Annotated in this window: 18 protein-coding genes; 4 read left to right on the forward strand and 14 right to left on the reverse strand. The window is 65.9% G+C overall.

The features are described from left to right. Positions 1 to 5 precede the first annotated feature (5 nt). The 8 genes from KW832_RS14230 to KW832_RS14265 form a co-directional block, all read right to left on the reverse strand. Complete coding sequence (locus tag KW832_RS14230; protein WP_218300460.1) at positions 6 to 1,067, reverse strand: ABC transporter ATP-binding protein; 1,062 nt, start codon at positions 1,065 to 1,067, stop codon at positions 6 to 8. Beyond that, positions 1,057 to 1,854: an ABC transporter permease gene (locus KW832_RS14235; RefSeq protein WP_121420874.1), complete on the reverse strand. Its 798-nt coding sequence runs from the start codon at positions 1,852 to 1,854 to the stop codon at positions 1,057 to 1,059. Before KW832_RS14235 ends, KW832_RS14230 begins: the two co-directional genes overlap by 11 nt. An 8-nt stretch (positions 1,855 to 1,862) precedes the next feature. Further along, on the reverse strand, positions 1,863 to 2,696 hold the full coding sequence (locus KW832_RS14240) for an ABC transporter permease (protein WP_176886744.1): 834 nt from the start codon (positions 2,694 to 2,696) through the stop codon (positions 1,863 to 1,865). A gap of 19 nt (positions 2,697 to 2,715) precedes the next feature. Beyond that, complete coding sequence (locus KW832_RS14245) at positions 2,716 to 3,729, reverse strand: ABC transporter substrate-binding protein (RefSeq protein ID WP_218300461.1); 1,014 nt, start codon at positions 3,727 to 3,729, stop codon at positions 2,716 to 2,718. 17 nt (positions 3,730 to 3,746) lie between these two features. Beyond that, complete coding sequence (locus KW832_RS14250; RefSeq protein WP_218300462.1) at positions 3,747 to 4,766, reverse strand: LacI family DNA-binding transcriptional regulator; 1,020 nt, start codon at positions 4,764 to 4,766, stop codon at positions 3,747 to 3,749. 159 nt (positions 4,767 to 4,925) lie between these two features. Then, positions 4,926 to 5,429, reverse strand: a complete 504-nt coding sequence (gene lspA, locus KW832_RS14255; RefSeq protein WP_121420870.1) for a signal peptidase II — start codon at positions 5,427 to 5,429, stop codon at positions 4,926 to 4,928. Next, the gene (gene ileS, locus KW832_RS14260) at positions 5,429 to 8,308 is read right to left on the reverse strand and encodes an isoleucine--tRNA ligase (RefSeq protein ID WP_218300463.1); all 2,880 of its coding nucleotides are present in this window, start codon (positions 8,306 to 8,308) and stop codon (positions 5,429 to 5,431) included. Before ileS ends, lspA begins: the two co-directional genes overlap by 1 nt. Positions 8,309 to 8,417: 109 nt before the next feature. Beyond that, a complete protein-coding gene (locus KW832_RS14265; protein WP_218300464.1) occupies positions 8,418 to 9,467 on the reverse strand; it encodes a bifunctional riboflavin kinase/FAD synthetase in 1,050 nt (349 codons plus the stop codon). A gap of 167 nt (positions 9,468 to 9,634) precedes the next feature. On the opposite strand from KW832_RS14265, the gene KW832_RS14270 reads away from it, so the two are divergent. Further along, complete coding sequence (locus tag KW832_RS14270; RefSeq protein WP_055401504.1) at positions 9,635 to 10,192, forward strand: HNH endonuclease; 558 nt, start codon at positions 9,635 to 9,637, stop codon at positions 10,190 to 10,192. Positions 10,193 to 10,605: 413 nt separating this feature from the next. Here KW832_RS14270 and KW832_RS14275 read toward each other — a convergent pair whose 3' ends face one another. The 4 genes from KW832_RS14275 to KW832_RS14290 all read right to left on the reverse strand — a co-directional run bounded on the left by KW832_RS14275 (position 10,606) and on the right by KW832_RS14290 (position 15,154). Then, complete coding sequence (locus tag KW832_RS14275; RefSeq protein WP_218300465.1) at positions 10,606 to 12,000, reverse strand: alpha/beta fold hydrolase; 1,395 nt, start codon at positions 11,998 to 12,000, stop codon at positions 10,606 to 10,608. 88 nt (positions 12,001 to 12,088) lie between these two features. Next, positions 12,089 to 13,204: an acyl-CoA dehydrogenase family protein gene (locus KW832_RS14280; RefSeq protein ID WP_218300466.1), complete on the reverse strand. Its 1,116-nt coding sequence runs from the start codon at positions 13,202 to 13,204 to the stop codon at positions 12,089 to 12,091. A 12-nt stretch (positions 13,205 to 13,216) separates the two neighbouring features. Further along, positions 13,217 to 14,398, reverse strand: a complete 1,182-nt coding sequence (locus tag KW832_RS14285; RefSeq protein ID WP_008905006.1) for an acyl-CoA dehydrogenase family protein — start codon at positions 14,396 to 14,398, stop codon at positions 13,217 to 13,219. Between the two features lie 45 nt (positions 14,399 to 14,443). Continuing rightward, a complete protein-coding gene (locus tag KW832_RS14290; protein ID WP_218300467.1) occupies positions 14,444 to 15,154 on the reverse strand; it encodes a YceH family protein in 711 nt (236 codons plus the stop codon). A gap of 283 nt (positions 15,155 to 15,437) precedes the next feature. Here KW832_RS14290 and purN point away from each other — a divergent pair, with 283 nt between their 5' ends. Further along, positions 15,438 to 16,019, forward strand: a complete 582-nt coding sequence (gene purN / locus KW832_RS14295; RefSeq protein ID WP_218300468.1) for a phosphoribosylglycinamide formyltransferase — start codon at positions 15,438 to 15,440, stop codon at positions 16,017 to 16,019. Between the two features lie 197 nt (positions 16,020 to 16,216). Here purN and xopAW read toward each other — a convergent pair whose 3' ends face one another. Continuing rightward, positions 16,217 to 17,203, reverse strand: a complete 987-nt coding sequence (gene xopAW / locus KW832_RS14300) for a XopAW family type III secretion system calcium-binding effector (protein WP_218300469.1) — start codon at positions 17,201 to 17,203, stop codon at positions 16,217 to 16,219. Between the two features lie 237 nt (positions 17,204 to 17,440). Between xopAW and KW832_RS14305 the strand changes: the two genes are divergently transcribed. Then, positions 17,441 to 18,169 carry a response regulator gene (locus tag KW832_RS14305; RefSeq protein ID WP_121420862.1) on the forward strand — a complete coding sequence of 243 codons (729 nt, stop codon included), beginning with the start codon at positions 17,441 to 17,443 and terminating at the stop codon, positions 18,167 to 18,169. Next, the gene (locus tag KW832_RS14310; protein WP_218300470.1) at positions 18,157 to 19,272 is read left to right on the forward strand and encodes an ATP-binding protein; all 1,116 of its coding nucleotides are present in this window, start codon (positions 18,157 to 18,159) and stop codon (positions 19,270 to 19,272) included. The genes KW832_RS14305 and KW832_RS14310 overlap by 13 nt, the downstream gene beginning before the upstream one ends. 11 nt (positions 19,273 to 19,283) lie before the next feature. On the opposite strand, the gene KW832_RS14315 is transcribed toward KW832_RS14310, so the two are convergent. Continuing rightward, positions 19,284 to 19,538 carry a DUF1653 domain-containing protein gene (locus tag KW832_RS14315; RefSeq protein ID WP_121420860.1) on the reverse strand — a complete coding sequence of 85 codons (255 nt, stop codon included), beginning with the start codon at positions 19,536 to 19,538 and terminating at the stop codon, positions 19,284 to 19,286. Between the last annotated feature and the right edge of the window lie 38 nt (positions 19,539 to 19,576).

Below are 19,576 nucleotides of genomic sequence, written 5' to 3' on the forward strand. Positions count from 1 at the left end.
CTGGGTCAGTCGCTGGTTTCGTGGCAGGGCATGAGGCGCTCGGGGGCGATGCGCACGCCCACGGTGTCGCCCGTGCGGGCGGGGTGGTCGCGCGGCACATCGGCCATCAGCGGGGGCTGGTCGGCCAGGGTCAGAACCAGTTGCACGCGGTCGCCCAGAAAGCTGCGGCGCGTGACTTCGGCCTGACCCCAGCCAGTTTGAAGGGCCGACACCTCGATGTCTTCAGGCCGCACGAGCAAGGCCGTGTGGGCCTGCACGGCGGCAGGGCAGGGCAGAGGCAGCCCACCCAGCATCAACACGGCTTGGGCGCTTGCGGCGGCGTCCCGCTGGAGCCGGTTCACGCGGCCCAGAAACTGCGCCACAAAGGGGTGGGTGGGCGCGCGGTACAGCGTCTCGCCATCGCCCACCTGCACGATCTGGCCCGCGTGCATCACCGCCAGGCGGTCGGCAATGGCCAGGGCTTCCTGCTGGTCGTGGGTGACGTGGATGGCGGTGATGTGCAGGCGCCGCAGCAGGTCGGCCAGCTCGTCGCGCAGAGACTCCTTGAGCTTGGCATCCAGCGCGGTCAAGGGCTCGTCCAGCAGCAGCACGCGGGGGCGCACCGCCACGGCGCGGGCCAGGGCCACACGCTGGCGTTGCCCGCCGGAGAGTTCAGTGGGGCGCTTGTGCTCCAACCCTTGCAGGCGCACCAGGTCCACCAGCTCGCCCACGGTGCGGCGGCGCTCGGCCTCGGGCACGTTGCGGATCTTGAGGCCGTAGCCGATGTTGGCTGCCACCGTCATTTGCGGGAACAAGGCGTAGTGCTGGAACACCATGCCGATGCCACGCTGCTCGATGGGCAGGCGCGTCACGTCGGTGCCGCCAAAGGCAATGCGGCTGCCTTCATCGGGTGCCTCCAGCCCGGCAATCAGGCGCAGCAGTGTGGTCTTGCCGCAGCCCGATGGCCCCAGCAAGGCGACGACCTCGCCGGGCTCCACAGTGAGGTCGGTCGGCCGCAGGCCCCGCGTGCCGTCAGGGTAGGTTTTGGCGCATTGGGTTATCTCCACGCGCGTGCGTTCAAGTTCCATGGTGTTTTTCGATCAGGGTGCCGACGGCCTGCAGGCCCCACAGCACGGGCAGGATGACGATAAGAAAGACCAGCGTGTAAGCGGAGCCGATCTCGATGCGCATGGACGCATAGCTGTCGGCCAGACCTACCGGCAGGGTGCGGGTCAGCGGCGTGTGCAGCATCCATGTGAGGTTGAATTCGCCCACCGACAGCGTGAACACCATCAGGCTGCCCGCCACGATGGCGGGCAACACGGCGGGCACCAGCACACCCAGAAAGCGCTGCCCGAAGCTGGCACCCAGCGAGCGTGCCGCTTCTTCAAGCGAGAGCAGTTCCTTGCGCTGGAATGCAGCGCCCACGGTGCGCACCATGAACGGCAGGGTGAACACCATGTGCCCCACCAGGATGAATGCAAAGCTGGTGCGAAAGCCTTGCAGCGTGCCGTAGGCCAGGATCAAGGCCAGCGCGCTGGCCAGGCCGGGCACGGCCACTGGCAAGGTCAGCAGTTCTTCAAACAGGCGTGCGGCGCGCGAGCGGCTGCGTGCCAGCGCATACGCGCAGGGAACGCCCAGCAGCAGGTTGCCCAGCACACACAGCAGCGCAAGGCCCAGCGACCAGCCCACGGTGCCACCGTACAGGTCCCACACCTCGTGCAGCCATCGTGTGGTGAGCCCGCTGGAAATGCCAGTGCTGTAGTTGTTGACGAGCCCCGCCATCACCGACAGCGCGATGGGGGCGAGCATGAACGCCGCCACCAGCGCCGTGAGCGCCAGCAGGGGGAAGGAGGCTTGTTGGGTCGTGCGCATGGTGGTGGTTACGCCCCGGCAGCCGGTGCCGGGCCCGCAACACGGCGGGACAGCCACAGCACCACCCAGGTGATGAGCCCCAGGGTGATCGACAGGCTGGCGGCCAGTGCAAAGTTGGCGTAGTTGGTGAACTCGTTGTAGATGGTGATGGGCAGCACCTCGAACTTGCTGGACAGCGTGAACGCGGTGCCAAACGCGCCCATGGCCGTGGCGAACACAATGGCCCCGCACGACAGCGTGGTGGGCGCGAGTTCGGGCACCCACACGTCACGCACCACCCGCCAGCGCGGCGCGCCCAGCGAGCGGGCGGCTTCTTCCAGTGCCGCATCCATGGCCCCGGCCGCCGCTGTGTAGGTCGCAACGGCCCGTGGCAGCGAGAAGTACAGATAGGCCAGGAACAGCCCGGCCAGGCCGTAGGCAAACGTGATGCGGCCCAGGCCCAGCGCGTCCGTCAGGTCGGCCACCAGGCCTTGGCGGCCACCGAGCAAGATCATGAAAAAACCAATGATCACGCCTGGAAACGACAGCGGCAACGTCAGCAGCGACAGCAGCAGCTGCCGCCCTGTAAAACGGTGCCGCGCCAGCGTGATGCCCACGGCCGCGCCCAGCACCAGGGTGGCCAGCGTCACCGCCAGGGACAGCCCCAGTGTCTGCAGCAGGCTTTGCAGGTAGCGCGGGTGGGTGAGCACCACAAAGTAGGTCTCCCAGCCCTTGCTGGCGGGCAGCGCAATCAGCTGCACGATGGGCAGCAGCCAGAACGCTGCAAAGAATGCCACGGCAGGTGCGGTACACGCCAGCAGCAGCGCGCGGGATGGAGCAAAGCTGTTGTGGCGCATGTGCATCTCTCCAGCTCGCCCCGGCTTACTGGGCTTCTTTCAGGTAGCGGTCCGAGAAGGCCTTTTGCACTGTGGCCATCTTGCTGTAGTCCACCGTTTTGGCGCGTGCGTATTCGCTGGCAGGCAGGAAGCGGGCCTGCACCTCCTTGGACATGGCGCTGGAGCGCACGGGGCGCAGGTAGGCATTGGCCCACAGCGCCTGGCCTTCGTCCGACAGCACAAAGTCCAGCACCTTCTTGCCGTTGTCGGCGTGCGGCGCGTTGGCCACGAGGCTCATCACGTAGGGCACCACCACCGTGCCTTCGGTGGGGATCACAAACTGCACATTGGCCTTGTCCTTGTACTTGGCGCGGTAGGCGTTGAAGTCGTAGTCCAGCAGGATCGCGATCTCGCCCGACAGTACGCGGGCGTAAGACGTTTGCTTGGGAACGATGGGCTCGTTCTTCTGCAGCGCCTTGAAGTAGTCGATGCCAGGGCCGAAGTTGTCCAGCGTGCCGCCGCGCGCCTGGTTCACTGCCACAGCGCCCACATAGCCCACGAAGGCCGATGCCGGGTCCAGGTAGCCGATGAGGCCCTTGTAGTCGGGCTTGAGCAGGTCGGCCCAGGACTGCGGCACGGGCTTGCCCTTGAGTGCATCCACATTGACCATGAAGCCCAGGGTGCCCGAGTGGATGGTGAACCAGTGGCCTGCAGGGTCCTTCAGGCCATCGGGAATCTCGGCCCATGCAGCGGGCTTGTAGGCAGCCACCACGCCGTCCTTTTGCGCCTGGATGGCGAAGGTCACGCCCAGGTAGGTCACATCCGCAACGGGGCTGGCTTTTTCTGCCACCAGCTGGGCCAGCGATTGGCCGGAGTTCTTGTTGTCTGGTGGCACGGTGATGCCGGTCTTTGCCTTGATGGCCTTGATCTGGCTGCCCCAGTCGGCCCATTCGGGCGGGCAGTTGTAGCAGATGGCGTTTTGCGCCATGGCCGTGGCACCGGCTGCCAGGCCCCAAGCCAGCAACGTGGCGCGGGTGAAGTTTTTGAGGGTTGTTTTCATGGATCAGCTCCTTGGGTTCAGGTGAGGGGAGGAACAAGGGAAGAGGCGGGCGGTGCGCAGGACTCGCCAGCGCGGAACTGGTGCGCCAGCGTCTGACCCATGTCGGGCCCCAGCGGGTTGCCACTGGCCACGGCCTGGGCCAGCAGCTCCACGCTGTGGCGGCCGATGTCGGCATTGGGTTGCACCACGGTGCTCAGTTGCGGAGTGAGGTCTTGCCCCAGCGCAATGCCGTCGAACCCCACCACGCTCAGGTCGCGCGGCACCGCCAGGCCCGCCAGGTGCGCGGCGCGGATGCTGCGGATGGCCAGCAGGTCGTTGGAGCACACCAGGGCCGTGGGGCGGTCTTGGCTGTTCAGGGCTTCGCCCAGCACCTCTGGCGCAGCGGCCACGAAGGGCACCTGCAACACAGGCTGGGCCTGCAGGCCTGCCTGCTCCATGCCGCGCGTGTAGCCCCGGCAGCGTTGTTGCGCGCGGTCAGAGGCGCTGAGCAGCCCGCTGACCATGGCGATGCGGCGGTGCCCCAGCGTGGCCAGATGGGTCACCACGTCGGCCACAGCCAGCTCGCTGTTCACCGACACGCAGGGGTGATCGGGGTGGTGGTTGTAGGCGAGCACATAGGGCAGACCCACCTCGGCCAGCCGCTGCAGTGCGGTGGAGGTGGCGGGGTTCGAAACCACCAGGATCATCCCGTCCACGTTGCCCGCCAGCAGCAGGTTCACCGCGCGGTCTTCCTGGTCCAGGCGGTAGTCGGTGGTGAACGGCGAGATGGCGTAGCCACCCGCTACGGCGGCCTGGGCAATGCCTTCCAGGCATTCGGCAAACACGGGGTTGGTGAGCGTGGGCAACACAACGCCCAGCACGCGGCTGCGCTGGGTGCGCAAGGTGCGCGCGCTGGCGTTGGGCAGATAGCCCAGGGTGCGGGCGATGTTCTCCACATGCTCACGCGTGGCCGGGGCCACTTTGTCAGGCACGTTGAAAACACGCGACACGGTGGCAACCGACACACCGGCCTCGCGGGCGACTTCCAGAATGCTCATGGCAGTTTGGTGCAATACGTTTGATGTAAACGTTTACATTGCAACCGCTGACCGTGACATGCGCATGACACGGCATGCGGCAAGAGGAACTGGCGCTACAAAGCAAACAGCCCGCACGAGGCGGGCTGTTGCAAGGCTTGCAGGGGGATGCCGGTGGCGTCAGCGCTCGCGCCGCACGCGAAGCAGCTCATCCAGAATGAGACACGCTGCCCCCAGCGTGATGGCCGAGTCCGCCACGTTGAACGCCGGAAAGTGCCAGCCGCTCACATGGAAGTCCAGAAAGTCCACGACATAGCCGTGCATCAGCCGGTCCACCACATTGCCCACCGCGCCGCCCAGAATGCTCGACAGCGCAAAGCCGAAGAGCTTTTGCCCCGGGTGGGCACGCAGCTGCCACACGATGAAGATCGTGGCTGCCACGCCGATGCCGGTGAACAGCCACCGTTGCCAGCCCCCCGCGTCCGACAGGAACGAAAATGCAGCACCCGTGTTGTGCGCCCGCACGATGTTGAAGAAGCTGGTGATGAACGTGGAATCGCCCAACTGGTAGTGGTTGAGGATCAGGGTCTTTGTGATCTGGTCGACCACCACAAGCACCACAGCCCAGGCCAGCCAGGGCCACATGCTCGCGCCGGAACGCCCGGCCTGCAATGTGCGGTCCATCAGGCGTGCTCCCGGCTCTCGCCGTCGCCGTAGAGGTTGCTGGTGCAGCGGCCGCAGATCGTCGGGTGGGCGGCGTCCTGCCCTACATCGCTGCGGTAGTGCCAGCAGCGCTCGCATTTGGCATCAGAACTGGGCTTGACGCTTATCTGTAATGCGCTACCAGCTACCAATTCGATAGCGGATGTGATGAACACGAACTTGAGGTCATCGCCCAGGCTGGCCAGCAGCGCATGGTCTTCGGGCGCCGCCGTGAGGGTAACGGTGGCCTGCAGGGACGAGCCCACCTTGCCATCGGCGCGCAGTGCTTCGATCTCCTTGTTCACCGCATCACGGATCTCGCGGATGCGCGACCACTTGGCCAGCAGGCCTTCGTCGGCACCGGCACCCACGCCCGCCACGTTGCCGTAGGTCTCCAGGAAGATGGAGTCGGAGCTGCCGAACACCTTCCACGCCTCTTCGGCCGTGAACGACAGGAACGGCGCCATCCAGCGCAGCATGGCGTGCGTGATGTTGTAGAGCGCGGTCTGCGCGCTGCGGCGGGCCAGGCTCTTGGGCGCCGTGGTGTACAGGCGGTCCTTGAGCACGTCGAGGTAAAAGCCGCCCAGGTCTTCCGAGCAGTACAGCTGCAGCTTGGCCACCACGGGGTGGAATTCGTAGACCTTGTAGTGCGCCAGCACCTCGGCCTGGAACTCGGATGCGCGGGTGAGCGCGTAGCGGTCGATCTCCAGCACCTGGTCGAACGGCACGGCGTCCTTGGCCGGGTCGAAATCGCTCACGTTGGCCAGCAGGAAGCGCAGTGTGTTGCGGATGCGGCGGTAGGCGTCCACCACACGCGCCAGGATCTTCTCGTCGCCCGCGATGTCGCCCGAGTAGTCGCTGGCGGCCACCCACAGACGGATGATTTCGGCACCCAGCTTCTTGTTGATTTCCTGCGGGTCGATGCCGTTGCCCAGCGACTTGCTCATCTTGCGGCCCTGGCTGTCCACGGTGAAGCCATGGGTCAGCAGGCCGCGATAGGGCGCGCGGCCTTCCAGCGCCGATGCCAGCAGCAGCGAACTGTGGAACCAGCCCCGGTGCTGGTCGTGGCCTTCGAGGTACAGGTCGGCCTCGGGGCCGGTGTCGTGGTGCACCTCGGGGTGCGTGCCGCGCAGCACGTGGCTGAAGGTCGAGCCGGAATCGAACCACACCTCCAGGATGTCGGTGCTCTTGGTGTAATGCGGCGCGTCTTCGGCGCCCAGGATTTCTTCGGTCGTCACGCGGCTCCAGGCCTCGATGCCGCCCTTTTCGACGATGTCAGCGGCCTGGTCCATGATTTCCATGGTGCGCGGGTGCAACTCGCCCGAATCCTTGTGCAGAAAGAACGGGATGGGCACGCCCCAGCTGCGCTGGCGCGAGATGCACCAGTCGGGCCGCCCGGCGATCATGTCGTGCAGGCGGGCCTTGCCGTTCTCGGGGTAGAAGCTGGTGTGCTCGATCGCGTCGAGCGCGATCTGGCGCAGCGTCTTGGCGGGCTTCATGCCGGGCTGGGTGAACACGCCTTCGCCCTCGTCCATGCGGATGAACCACTGCGCGGCGGCGCGGTAGATCACGGGCGTCTTGTGGCGCCAGCAGTGCGGGTAGCTGTGCGTGATGTCCTTGGTGGTCATCAGGCGGCCCGCGTTGCGCAGGGCTTCGATGATGACGGGCACCGCCTTCCAGATGTGCTGGCCGCCAAACAGAGGGAAGTCGGCCGCGTAGGTGCCGTTGCCTTGCACGGGGTTCAGGATGTCGTCCAGTGCCATGCCATGCGCGCGGCAGGAGTTGAAGTCTTCCAGGCCGTAGGCAGGGGAGGAGTGCACGATACCCGTGCCGTCGTCGGCCGTGGCGTAGTCGGCCAGGTACACGGGCGAAAGGCGCTTGTAACCCTGGGTTCCGTCCTCGCTCTTCACGTCGTAAAGCGGGTGTTCAAATTCCAGGCCGCCCAGGTTCTTGCCCAGGGTGGTGGCCAGCACGCTGCCGGTGAGGCCGTAGCGCTCCAGGCACGAGGCCACCAGCGGCTCGGCCACGAGCAGGATGCGCTCGCCCGTGTCCACCAGCGCGTAGCTGATCTCGGGGTTGAGGTTCAGCGCCTGGTTGGCAGGGATGGTCCAGGCGGTGGTGGTCCAGATGACCACAAACGCGTCCTTGGCCAGTGCGGGCAGCCCGAAGGCGGCGGCGAGCTTGGCAGGCTCATGCGATTTGAATGCCACGTCCAGCGTGGTGCTCTTCTTGTCCTGGTACTCGATCTCGAACTCGGCCAGCGACGAGCCGCAGTCAAAGCACCAGTACACGGGCTTGAGGCCCCGGTACACAAAGCCACGCTCCATTACGCGCTTGAAGGCGCGGATTTCGCCCGCTTCGTTCGCGGGGTTCATGGTCTTGTAGGGGTTGTCCCATTCGCCCAGCACGCCCAGGCGCTTGAAGTCCACCATCTGCTGCGCGATCTGCTCGGTGGCAAACGCGCGGCTCTTGGCCTGCATGTCATCGCGGCTCAGGTTGCGGCCGTGTTTCTTCTCGATCGCGTTCTCGATCGGCAGACCGTGGCAGTCCCAGCCAGGCACGTACAGCGCGTCAAAGCCTTCGAGCTGGCGCGCTTTGGTGATCATGTCCTTCAGGATCTTGTTGACCGCGTGGCCCATGTGGATCTGGCCGTTGGCGTAGGGCGGGCCGTCGTGCAGGATGAACTTGGGCGCACCCCGACGGGCATCCCGCAGGCGCTTGTAGATGCCTTGGTCTTCCCAGTCCTTGACCCAGCCCGGCTCGCGCTTGGGCAGGTCGCCACGCATGGGGAAGGAGGTGTCGGGCAGGTTGAGGGTGCTGCGGTAATCCGTGGAAGGAGTGCTGGCGTTGTCGTCGGACATGAGGGAGCCTTAAAAACGGGGCATTCCGGGGCAAGGCCCGGAGCAAGAACGGGGTTGGAGCGCGAAGGATGGCGGGCCCGTCAGGCGGGCGCTGCGAGAAGCAGCTCCCTCAAATTCGGTCGCGGGTGGTCTGGCGCCGGGTTTCGGTGTGGTTGGGTGCCTGGGCCGAGGCAAAGTAGGCACGCGCGTCGGCGCAGTCTTTGGCGATGCCCTTCGTCAAGGCATCCAGACCGTCGTATTTCAGCTCGTCGTGCAGTTTGTGTAGCAGTTCCACGCGCACGATTTTACCGTACGCCCCCTCGGGCCCCAGATCGGCGGGCCAATGCAGGCAATGGGTTTCCAGCAGCACGCGCCCGCCGTTGACGTCGTTCGGGTCCAGCGAGGGGCGCACGCCCAGGTTGGCCACCCCTGGCAACGGCTCGGCGGCAAGGCCATGCACCAGCACGGCAAAGATGCCGCTGGCGGCAGGCTTCCAGTGGGCAAAGCGCAGGTTCAGGGTGCGAAAGCCGTCGCCTGCACCGGCGGCGGTAGCACCCAGTTCGCGCCCGAGCTTGCGGCCATGCACCACATGGCCGCTGATGGTGTAGGGCCGTCCCAGCAGGCGTGCCGCGGCTTCCATGTCGCCTGCGGCCAGCGCCTGGCGCACGGCGGAACTGGACACGCGCAGCCCATGCACCTCGTAGCTGTTCATGCGCGCCACGTCAAAACCCTTGGCTTGCCCGGCGGCGTCCAGCATCGCGTAGTCGCCGGCGCGCTGGCGGCCAAAGCGGAAATCGTCGCCCACCAGCACATACCGGGCCCCCAGGCCACGCACCAGCACCTCGTCGATGAAAGCGTCGGGCGACTGGGCGGCCAGCCGCGCGTCAAACGGCAGCACCACGGTCTGCTGCACACCGCAGCGGGCCAGTTCGGTGAGCTTGTCGCGCAGGGTGCCGATGCGTGCGGGTGCCAGCTCGGGCTTTTGGTGGGCGCCCGCGAAGTAGTCGCGGGGGTGGGGCTCGAACGTCAGCACGCAGCTTTCCACGCCCCTGTGTGCAGCCTCGCTGTTCAGCAAGGCCAGCATGGCCTGGTGGCCCCGGTGCACACCATCGAAATTGCCGATGGTGAGCGCACAGGCATTGGCAATGCCAGGGTGGTGGAATCCGCGAAAGATCTTCATCGGTTTGTTATCTTTTTGATAGCAGCATGCGCAAGTCCATCAAGCGCAGGACGCCAATTTGTCATGAAAACGGAGTATATTGTGACCCACGGCTGGCCCCGCGCAGGGCTGCCCGCGAGACATCTGCGTTCCGATCCTTGTGTACTTTGTGTTCCAGGAGGCGTGTTTTGAAGGTCTTGAAGCTGTCAGCCCAAGGGCTGCCCCAATCGTGGATTTCGCTGGAGCAGGCGGTGATTCATTACGCCGCCGGGGAAGTGCGCTGGGAGTCTGGTGCACAGATTGCCCGGTTCCGGGGCGGGCACAACGCCATCTCGGGTGAGCAATCGGTGATCGCCATCAACAGCATCATCGGCACCAAGGGCGTGCCCAGCATCAATCCGTTCGAGCTCAAGCCCAGCCTGACCAACAGCAAGCTCTTTGCCCGCGACCGCAATGTGTGCGCCTACTGCGGCGGGCATTTTCATGAGGAAGACCTGACGCGCGAGCACATCGTGCCGTTTGCGCGCAACGGCCAGGACCACTGGATGAACGTGGTCACGGCGTGCCGCCCCTGCAACCACCGCAAGGGCCCCCGCACTCCAGAGCAGGCACACATGCCGCTGCTGTATGCGCCCTATGTGCCGAGTCTGTGGGAGGACTTCATCCTGCGTAACCGGCGCATCCTGGCCGATCAGATGGAGTTCCTGATGGCCCACGTCCCCAAGTCCTCGCGTCTTTTGGCGTAGAGCGGCCAATAGGACCCCACTGGCGTCGTTGCTCCGTCTTGCCGTGAGGGCCTGCCAACCCTCTTTTCGGGGATCGCGTTGCCCGACCTGGGGGTGGGATGCAAGGCGCCTGTGCGCAGCAAGGTAGGCACCTTGCAAGCGCGGGCAACGCCGCAGACGGCCCCCAGGCCGGGCAACCCGAAGGGAAGGCCCCTGCGGGCGCGCCACTCGTCGTTCCGCTCCTTACTTGCGCAAGAGCGCACGCTGCGTCGCGCGCCTAGATTGGCACGCCCGCAAGGGCCTTCGCGACCCCGAAAAGAGGGTTGACAGGTCCTTCGTACTGTCTGCGACGGAGCGCCTAGCCATCGGGGCCGTCTTGACCGCTCTTGGGGGCGTGCTACACGGTGCAAAGACACGGTGCAGCGCCTATTCCTTTAGTAAGTCAGTTCCAGGAACACCAGATGGCCGCTGGCAGCGGGCCAGGTCTGTCCCACCACGCGTTCGCCATTGAATTCACCCGCAATACTGCGCACGCCCCCCGCGGGCTTGACCTTGGCAGATGCCACGCCAGCGCCAGCGGGCACGCCCGCAGGCACTGCACCATCCAGCAGCATCTTGTCGCGCGCCGGGTCCAGGTAGCCGCGCGGACGGGTCAGTGTCACCACGCTCTCGGCGCTTTTGTCGGCATCGGCCATGCGTTCTGCGCGCAGGTGGATGAGGTTGCTGCTGCGTGGAAAGCCGCTGCGGTAGATGTGGGTGGTGGCATAGCCGGGTGCGCTGATCACGAACTCGACGGGCGAGCCGTTGGGCACCGTCAGCGGTCCCCATTGGCCATCCGCACCCAAGGTTTTGCGCAGCAAGGCATTGCCCGTGCGGGCGCCCGTGGCGAGGTCGGTGGCATACACCTCCAGCTGCGCGCCCGCCAGAGGCAGGTTGTTGCTGAAGTTGCCGGTTTTGGGGTCGGCCGGGTCCACGCCCAGGCCGGTGACCTTGCCGTTGAGCACCACCTGCTTTTCAGCCGCAATGGTGGTGACCTGTGGTGCCTTACCGGTGATGAAGCGGTAGGTGGCTTCAAACGCAGCGGGGGAGTACGACGTCTCGCGGTGGTCGATGCGCGGAATCACCACGTTGGTGGCGCCCTTGAGTTCGGGGCCTGCGGCGGTCACGTAGGTGGGCTTGCCTTTCTGGCCTATCCACAGGCCGTCGGGCTGGGCGAACTTGTCGTTGTTGTCCGAGCGGATCGTCATCCATTTCACGGGGCCGCTCACCTCGTCGCCCGCCGCGTTCTTGGGAGCATTCAGGGCTTTGAGGAAAGGGCCCGTGCCCGAGAACTCGTTGCCTTCTCGGAACCCCGGTATCGCCCACACGCCGTGGTTGGGTGTGCCGCCTAGGATCGCGTGGCTCACCGTCTTGTCGCCGCCCCCGTTGTAGATGTAGTTGCGGATGGCATTGCCGCCGCGCGAGTTGCCGACCAGCACGACCTGGCGGGCGCCTGTGGCTTTGAGCACCTTGTCCACTTCGGCCTTGAGGTAGGCCATGTGCTCTGCTGCCGAGGTGCGGCCCGGCTGGGGCTTGGCGTCCTCATCGCGCGACAGGGGGTAAGGCACGTCGATGGCGTGCAGTCGCTCGCGGGGCCAGCCGTTGGACTCAAACCGCCAGACGGTGGTCTGCCACAGCGCGGCGGTGTCGCCGTTGCCATGCACAAAGACGATGGGCGGTGCTTCTGCCAGGCTGGGGCTCTGGGTGGCGCAGCCTGCCAGCGCCAGACCGGCGGCCGCAGCGGCTGCCAGCAAGAGGGATCGGCGTGGCAACAGGAATGCGTGATTCATGGGGGAGTCTCCAAAAAGAAAAAATGCCCGTGGGCTGGGGAATCCACGAGCATCGTTTGCGGGTGTTACGCGCCTGCGTCAGTTCACATCAGGCAAACACGCCCGCCGTGTCTTGCATGCGGGCGGACAGTTCGCCCAGATGGTGCAGCGTGTCGCCAAAAGTCACTTCCAGCTGCGTGAGCTTCTTGAAGTAGTGGCTCACGATGTATTCGTCCGTCACGCCAATGCCACCATGCAGTTGCACCGCTTGCTGGCCGACAAAGCGCATCGACTGGCCCAGCTGCACCTTGGCGCGGGCCATGGCGGCACGGCGTTCGGCGGCGGGGGCGCCCAGCTTCAGGCTGGCGTAGTAGCTCATCGAGCGGGCCAGCTCCAGCTGCATCTTCATGTCGGCCACGCGGTGGCGCAGCGCCTGGAAGCTGGCAATGAACACGCCAAACTGCTTGCGCTGGTTCATGTATTCGACCGTGATGGCCACGGTCTTGTCCATCACGCCCACGGCTTCGGCGCAGGCGGCGGCAATGCCGGTGTCCACGGCCAGTTCCAGCGCGGCCAGGCCGTCGGTGGTGATGAGCGTGGCAGGCGCGTTGGCCAGCTGCACCTCGGCGGCGCGGCTGCCGTCTTGCGTGACGTAGCCTTGCGTGGTCACGCCGCTAGCCGTGCGCTCGATCAGGAAGAGGGCGATCTTGCCGTCGAGTTGCGCAGGCACGATGAAGGCGTCGGCCTTGTCGCCAGCGAGCACTACGCTTTTGATAGCTGTTACCGCATATCCTGATTGCGCTTTGGCCGCTTTTGCATCGCAAACGTCCAGGCGGTAGCGCGCCTTGCGCTCCTGCTGGGCCAGCACCACCAGGGCTTCGCCGCTGGCCACGCGGGGCAGCCAGGCGCCTTGTACGTCGGCCGGTGCGTAGTGCGACAGCACGCTGCTGGCAATGAAGGCTTGGGCAATCGGCTCCAGCACAATGCCGCGGCCCAGTTCTTCGGCCACGACCATCGCATCAATGGCGCCCTGGCCCATGCCGTCGTGCGCTTCGGGCACGGTGAGGGCGGTCAGGCCCAGCTCGGCCAGTTCGCCCCAGGCGGCGCGGTCAAAACCACCGGCAGCCACGGCGGCGCGGCGGCGCTCGAACGTGTAGCCCTTGTCCACCCACTTGCGCACGGCGTCGCGCAGTTGCTCCTGGTCGTCAGAAAAATCGAAATCCATGTTCTTGTCTCCTTAGCCCAGAACCGTCTGCGCGACGATGTTGCGTTGAACTTCATTGCTGCCACCGTAGATGGTGGTTTTGCGCAGGTTGAAGTAGGTGGACGCCAGCGGCGCGTTGGCAGTGACGCCGCCGGGGAAGTTGCCCTGCCAGCCAGCTTCCATGGCCTCTTCGATGAAGGGCATGGCAAAGGGGCCTGCGGCCAGCATCATCAGCTCGGCGTAGCGCTGCTGGATCTCGCTGCCCTTGATCTTGAGCAGACCCGCGATGTCGAGCGAGTTCTTGCCCGACTTCTCGGCCGACAGCACGCGCAGCACCAGCATTTCCAGCGCGACGATGTCCACTTCGAGCAGTGCGATCTGGTCGCGGAAGCGCAGGTCATCCCACACGCCTTCGGTCTTGGCGATGCGCTTCAAGCGCTCCAGCTCGCGCTTGCTGCGGTTCACGTCGGCGATGTTGGTGCGCTCGTGGCTCAGCAGGTGTTTGGCGTAGGTCCAGCCCTTGTTCTCTTCGCCGATCAGGTTTTCGGCAGGCACTTCGACGTTGTCGAAGAACACTTCGTTCACCTCGCATTCGCCGTCCAGCAGCTTGATGGGGCGCACGGTGACGCCCTTGGACTTCATGTCGAGCAGCAGGAAGGAGATGCCGGTCTGGGGCTTGCCCTCGGTGCTGGTGCGTACCAGGTTGAACATCCAGTCGCCATGCTGGCCCAGGGTGGTCCAGGTCTTTTGGCCGTTGACGATGTATTTGTCGCCCACGCGCTCGGCGCGGGTCTTGACGCTGGCCAGGTCAGAACCCGATCCGGGTTCGCTGTAGCCCTGGCTCCACCAGACTTCGCCGCTGGCGATGCCAGGCAAAAAGCGCTTTTGCTGCTCGGCGTTGCCAAACGCCATGATCACCGGGGCCACCATCACCGGGCCAAACGGCACGATACGGGGCGCACCGGCCAGGGCGCATTCTTCTTCGAACAGGTGCTTTTGCACGGCCGTCCAGCCGGGGCCGCCAAACTCCTTGGGCCAGCCGAAGCCCAGCCAGCCTTTCTTGCCCAGGATCTTGGCCCAGCCCTGCAGATCGTCGCGGGTCAGGCGCAGGGCGTTGTGGACCTTGTGCGAAATTTCTTTCGGTAGATTAGCTTGAACCCAGGCGCGAATTTCTTCGCGGAACGCCTGTTCTTCGGGGGTGAATGCGAGATCCATCGGTTTGTCTCCAAGTGATCCGCATTTGTAGCACGGTCGTTCGTTTTAGTCCTGTCCGGGTGGCGACATCGGCGCGGAGTCTGGGGAAATGCCCAGTTCAGAACACAGCCGCTGCACCGTGGTGCGCAGGTTGGCCACCTCTGTCTCCAGTGCGTCCACCCGCGCTTGCAGTGCGGCAGACGTGCCGGTGCTGCCACCGCCGCCACTGCTGGGGGCTGACACACCGGCGCTGGTGTCAACAGGGCCACACATCAGATGCGCCCAACGCTGCTCGCGGGCACCCGGCGCGCGGGGCAACTGCACGACCAGCGGGCCGCCCTTTTCGGCGCTGCGCTCCTGGAGTTCGTCCAGAAATGCCTCGACCGAGGAAATGTCGGCAAAACGGTACCAGCGCTCGGCGTTGATGCGCAGTTCACCCGCCGTCTGCGGGCCGCGCAGCATGAGCAGGCCGAGCAGCACGGCCGACTGCTCGGGCACGCCCACGCCGCGCTGAAAGTTGTGTTCCCACCGCGTGGTGCGGTTGCCGCTGCTCTCAAACGCCAGGGTCAGCAGCTTGAGCGAATCCAGCGCTTCCTGCGCCTCGGCGTCACTCAGGTTCATGACCGGGTCGCGGCTGGTTTTTTGGTTGCAGCCGGTGACCAAGCCATTGAGCGACATGGGGTAGCTGTCGGGCACGGTGCGGGCCTTCTCCATCAGCGTGGCGAGCACGCGGGCTTCGTGGGGGGTGAGGGGGCGGGTGGCGGGATCGAAGGGCATGAGGAGGCTGTCGGGCTTGGGGTTGGCGCTGCGTTGTGCGACAGAGTATGCAGGCTAGGCGCCCAGCGCAAGCTGCACTGGCTGTGCAGCGAGCATGGGCAACGCCGCCTGCGTGCTCTGTCGCACAACCCTTCGGGCCGCCGCCTGGGGCCGCCATGCTGCGTTGCGGGTTCGTTGTGTGGCTGGGCCACACGGCCTCACCCGCGCCTTGCCTGGCACCCCCAGGCGGTGGCGCAGAGCCAACCCCATGCTCGACAGCCTCCTAGATAATCCATGGCAATTTATGAAGAACATCGTCATTCTGATCTCTGGCGGCGGCTCCAACATGGCCACCATCGTGCGTACCGCACAACAGGAGCACTGGGAGCAGCGCTACGGCGCCCGCGTCGCGGCCGTCATCAGCAACAAGCCCGATGCCGCCGGGCTGGTGTTTGCGCGGGAGCAGGGCATCGCCGCCGAGGCGCTGGACCACAAGGCCTTTGCCAGCCGCGAAGCGTTTGACACTGAATTGGCCGCCACCATTGACCGCCACCAACCCGCCCTGGTGGTGCTGGCCGGCTTCATGCGCATCCTCACCCCGGGGTTTGTGGCGCACTACGCGGGGCGGCTCATCAATATCCACCCCTCGCTGCTGCCCGCCTTTACCGGGCTGCACACGCACCAGCGCGCTATCGATGCAGGCTGCAAGTTTGCGGGCGTCACGGTGCACCAGGTGACGGCCGAGCTGGATGTGGGCCCCATCCTGGAGCAGGCGGTGGTGCCCGTGCTCCCCGGCGATACGGCCGAGACGTTGGCGGCCCGGGTGCTGACCCAGGAGCATGTGATCTACCCCCGCGCCGTGCGGGCGCTGGTGCAGGCGCTGTAGTGCCCTTGTGACGCGAATGCTATAAAAACAATAGCTTTAAAGGCAATATGGCCGCGCGCAGAGGCCTGTTTTTTGCCTGAAACCCACTGGCGCGCGCAGCTCGTCAACTGACGGGCGAATCGCACTGCGCGTGCCAAGGGGCTGGAAGGGGCTCCGTCCGCCCCCTTCCAGGGGCTGCGCGTGTCTCCCCGGCCGCGTCAGGCCAGCGCGCTCAGGTTGCTGGTGTTGGACGATGCGGTGTTCCAGTCATTGGCGGCCAGCGCGTACTGCTGCCGGGCAAAGTCGGCCAGTCGCGCCAGGTCGTTGCGTTGGCTGGTGTCCGATGTCGATGCCTGGCTGGGGGGCTGCTGGAGCTGGCTGGTCAACTGGTCGATGAAAGTCCTGGATTCGCTGGCGCTGATGCTGGCGTCGCCATCGGTGTCGATGGCGTTGAACAGCGCGGTGATCGCGTCCTGCTCCACGCTGCTGGTGCTGCCAGCCAGCCGTTCTGTCAGCGAGACCTCACCATCCTCGTTGGTGTCCAGGGCGTCGTAGGTGGTGGTGCTGTCGGCGGAAGCACTTGCACCACCTGGGCCTCCGGGTGGCGGTGGAATGCCGCCCATGGCCTGCATGCCGCCGCCTGCTTCACCCGCCGCGCCGGAAGGGCGGCCCGCGTCGAATTCGGCTTGGGTCAGGCTGCCGTCGCCGTCTGCATCCAGTTGGCTGAACACGTCGTCACTGCTGACGCCCGCTTGGCTCGCCGTGCCGCCCGACATCGCCTCCAGCAGGGCCTGCAGCTCGGTCTTGCTCACGGCGCCATCGCCGTCGCTGTCCACCTTGCCAAAGAGGTCGTCGCCCGCCTGGCCGGTGGCGGTGTCGCTGTCGCCCCGCGACTGGGCAAAAGCCATGGTGGACGGTGGCGGGGGCAACACGCTTTGCATCGTCTTGCCCAGCTCGTCGGCGTTGAGGTTGCCGTCCCCATTGCTGTCGTACCGCTTGACCAGGTCTGCAGCGCTGGTCTGGCTGCTGACGCCGGTTTTTTGGGCCACATCGTCCAGAAGGCCCTGCAGTTCGGTGTCACTCACGCCGCCGTTGCCGTCGGTATCGATTTTGGACAGCAGCCGCTCCGGCGTGGGCGCCGGGCGTGATGCCCGCTGCACACTTGCACTGGACCAGGCACTGCTGACGCTACTGATGGTCGTCATCGTCGTTCCTTTCGCTCCAAGGGTGGGTCGGTGCCTGGTCCCCCAAAACGGAAGCCCTCAGCCATGGCCCGTAACCATTCTTGGTTGTGCGTGTCTCCGGGGTTTGTCTGCTTTGTACCAAGGTCGATACAAAGGGCGTCCACAAGGACCGAACAATGGCGGAAATGCCCGCCAGATCGTGGCCAGCGGTGGTTTGTAGCTGCCTAAACTTGGGTGTTCTTTTGCACGACAGAGCCCATGCAACACATCTTGGTGGTGGACGACGATGTGGAGATCACCACACTGCTCACCGAATACCTCGCCCGCTTTGGCCACGCCGCCCACGCGGCGTGTGATGCGGCGTCGATGCGCGCGCAGATGCTCGCGCACCCCATCGGCCTGGTGGTGCTGGATGTGATGCTGCCCGGCACCGACGGCATCACCCTGGCGCGGGAGCTGCGTGAACGCTCCCGGGTGCCGATCATCATGCTCACCGCCCGCGCAAACCCCTACGACTGCGTGCTGGGGCTGGAGATGGGGGCCGACGACTACATGGGCAAACCCTTCGAGCCGCGCGAGCTGGTGGCACGCATCCAGACCGTGCTGCGCCGCACGCGCGGCGAGAGTGCCCCGGCCCCCCAGGAGCCTGACGGGCTGGTGCGCTTTGATGGCTGGACCCTGCACAGCATCGAGCGGCACCTGGTATCCCCACAGGGTGTGGTGGTGCCGCTGTCCAACGCCGAATTTCGCCTGCTCTGCACCTTCTTGCGCATGCCGCGCCGCGTTTTCAGCCGCGACCAGCTCATGGAGCAGGCGCGAGGCCGGGCCATGGACGCATTCGAGCGCAGCATCGATCTGCTGGTCTCGCGCCTGCGCAGCAAGCTCTCGGACGACCCGCGCTCGCCCTCGATGATCCGCACTGTGCGGGGCGCTGGTTACGTGTTCAACGTGCAGTCGCTGCAGGGGCAGGTGGGATGGCCGCATTGATGGTTGCGCGATGGCCTGCGGCGCTGCAGCGCTGGCTGCCTGACACCCTTTTTGGCCGGCTCGCTCTGCTGCTTATCGTGGCCGTCATCGTGAGCCATGTGCTGGCGCTGACTTTGATGTTTGAACTGCGCCCCGCGCACCCCGGGCACCCGCCTGGCCCGCAGCCCCCCGGGGTGGCAGCCGATGGGCACACTTTGCCGTTGCCGCCGCCGGGTCCAGAGCAGGGCTTGTGGAATGCCCCGCCGTCGCTGCAACTGGGGCTGCTGCTCGACATCAGCGTGCGGCTGGCGGCGCTGGTGGCCGTGGCCTGGTGGGCGGCACGCTGGCTGTCGCGCCCCATGCACCGGCTCGTCACGGCGGCGCAAGAGTTGGGCCGCGATATCGACCGGCCCCCGCTGCCCGAGGACGGCACGCTGGAATGCCGCGACGCCAGCCGTGTGTTCAACCAGATGCAGGCGCGCATCCGCCAGCAGTTGGCCGAGCGCGACCGGTTTGTGGCGGCGGTGTCGCATGACCTGCGCACGCCGCTGACCCGGCTGCGCCTGCGCACCGAATGCCTGGACGATAGCCGCGCGCAGCAGCTGTTTCGCCGCGACATTGCCGAGATGGACGCCATGATCACCTCCACGCTGGACTACCTGCGCGGCGTCGCTGGCGCCGAGGCCTGGGTGCTGCTGGATGTGCAGGCCCTGGTGGACAGCATGGCCGACGACCAGCTCGCCATGGGCCATCGGGTCACGGTGGCGGGGCAGGCGGCCCCGCTGCGGGTGCAGGCCGTGGCGCTGCGGCGCTGTCTGGATAACCTGGTGGGCAACGCGATTCGCTACGGCGGCAGCGCCGAGGTCACGCTGCACGATGCGGTTGATGCGCTGACCATCGAGGTGCGCGACCATGGCCCCGGTTTGCCTGCCGAAGAGCTGGAGCGGGTCATGGAGCCGTTTTACCGCGTCGAGGCCTCGCGCAACCGCCAGAGTGGCGGGGCCGGGCTGGGGCTCACCATTGCCAGCGATATCGTGCGGCGGCACGGAGGGAGGCTGGTCTTGCGCAATGCTGCGGGTGGTGGTTTGGTGGCAGCAGCCATTTTTCCGCGCACTGCGGCGTGAGCCCACCGGGCTCAGCCCGCTGGGGTTTCATCCCCGCATTTCTCAAACCGTGGCCGCATCACACCGTCAACGAGCACCTGCTCTTCAAACATGGCGGCGGGTCGCACCCACAGCCCACGCTGGCCATAGAGCGCGCGGTACAGCGTCATGGGCTCCAGCGTTTCGCTGTGGCGCACGGTATCAATCACCTCGTAGAGCATGCCCTTGTAGTGGCGGTACAGGCCGGGCGGTGTGCGAATGAGTGCTGGCAGGTCGTCGTCGGTCATGGTGGTGGGTGTGGGGTCGTGAGTGGTTAGGATGGCGG

Origin of the sequence: Acidovorax sp. sif0632 (assembly GCF_019218805.1) — a bacterium.
Taxonomy (GTDB): Bacteria; Pseudomonadota; Gammaproteobacteria; order Burkholderiales; family Burkholderiaceae_C; genus Acidovorax; species Acidovorax facilis.

Bases quoted from the DNA above. Each gene is read 5' to 3' on its own strand.
- KW832_RS14280 (WP_218300466.1), bottom strand. From the start codon at position 13,204: ATGGATTTCGATTTTTCTGACGACCAGGAGCAACTGCGCGACGCCGTG.
- KW832_RS14240 (WP_176886744.1), bottom strand. From the start codon at position 2,696: ATGCACATGCGCCACAACAGCTTTGCTCCATCCCGCGCGCTGCTGCTG.
- KW832_RS14250 (WP_218300462.1), bottom strand. From the start codon at position 4,766: ATGAGCATTCTGGAAGTCGCCCGCGAGGCCGGTGTGTCGGTTGCCACC.
- purN (WP_218300468.1), top strand. From the start codon at position 15,438: ATGAAGAACATCGTCATTCTGATCTCTGGCGGCGGCTCCAACATGGCC.
- KW832_RS14290 (WP_218300467.1), bottom strand. From the start codon at position 15,154: ATGCCCTTCGATCCCGCCACCCGCCCCCTCACCCCCCACGAAGCCCGC.
- KW832_RS14265 (WP_218300464.1), bottom strand. From the start codon at position 9,467: ATGAAGATCTTTCGCGGATTCCACCACCCTGGCATTGCCAATGCCTGT.
- KW832_RS14310 (WP_218300470.1), top strand. From the start codon at position 18,157: ATGGCCGCATTGATGGTTGCGCGATGGCCTGCGGCGCTGCAGCGCTGG.
- KW832_RS14275 (WP_218300465.1), bottom strand. From the start codon at position 12,000: ATGAATCACGCATTCCTGTTGCCACGCCGATCCCTCTTGCTGGCAGCC.
- lspA (WP_121420870.1), bottom strand. From the start codon at position 5,429: ATGGACCGCACATTGCAGGCCGGGCGTTCCGGCGCGAGCATGTGGCCC.
- KW832_RS14305 (WP_121420862.1), top strand. From the start codon at position 17,441: ATGCAACACATCTTGGTGGTGGACGACGATGTGGAGATCACCACACTG.
- ileS (WP_218300463.1), bottom strand. From the start codon at position 8,308: ATGTCCGACGACAACGCCAGCACTCCTTCCACGGATTACCGCAGCACC.
- KW832_RS14230 (WP_218300460.1), bottom strand. From the start codon at position 1,067: ATGGAACTTGAACGCACGCGCGTGGAGATAACCCAATGCGCCAAAACC.
- KW832_RS14285 (WP_008905006.1), bottom strand. From the start codon at position 14,398: ATGGATCTCGCATTCACCCCCGAAGAACAGGCGTTCCGCGAAGAAATT.
- KW832_RS14315 (WP_121420860.1), bottom strand. From the start codon at position 19,538: ATGACCGACGACGACCTGCCAGCACTCATTCGCACACCGCCCGGCCTG.
- xopAW (WP_218300469.1), bottom strand. From the start codon at position 17,203: ATGACGACCATCAGTAGCGTCAGCAGTGCCTGGTCCAGTGCAAGTGTG.
- KW832_RS14235 (WP_121420874.1), bottom strand. From the start codon at position 1,854: ATGCGCACGACCCAACAAGCCTCCTTCCCCCTGCTGGCGCTCACGGCG.
- KW832_RS14245 (WP_218300461.1), bottom strand. From the start codon at position 3,729: ATGAAAACAACCCTCAAAAACTTCACCCGCGCCACGTTGCTGGCTTGG.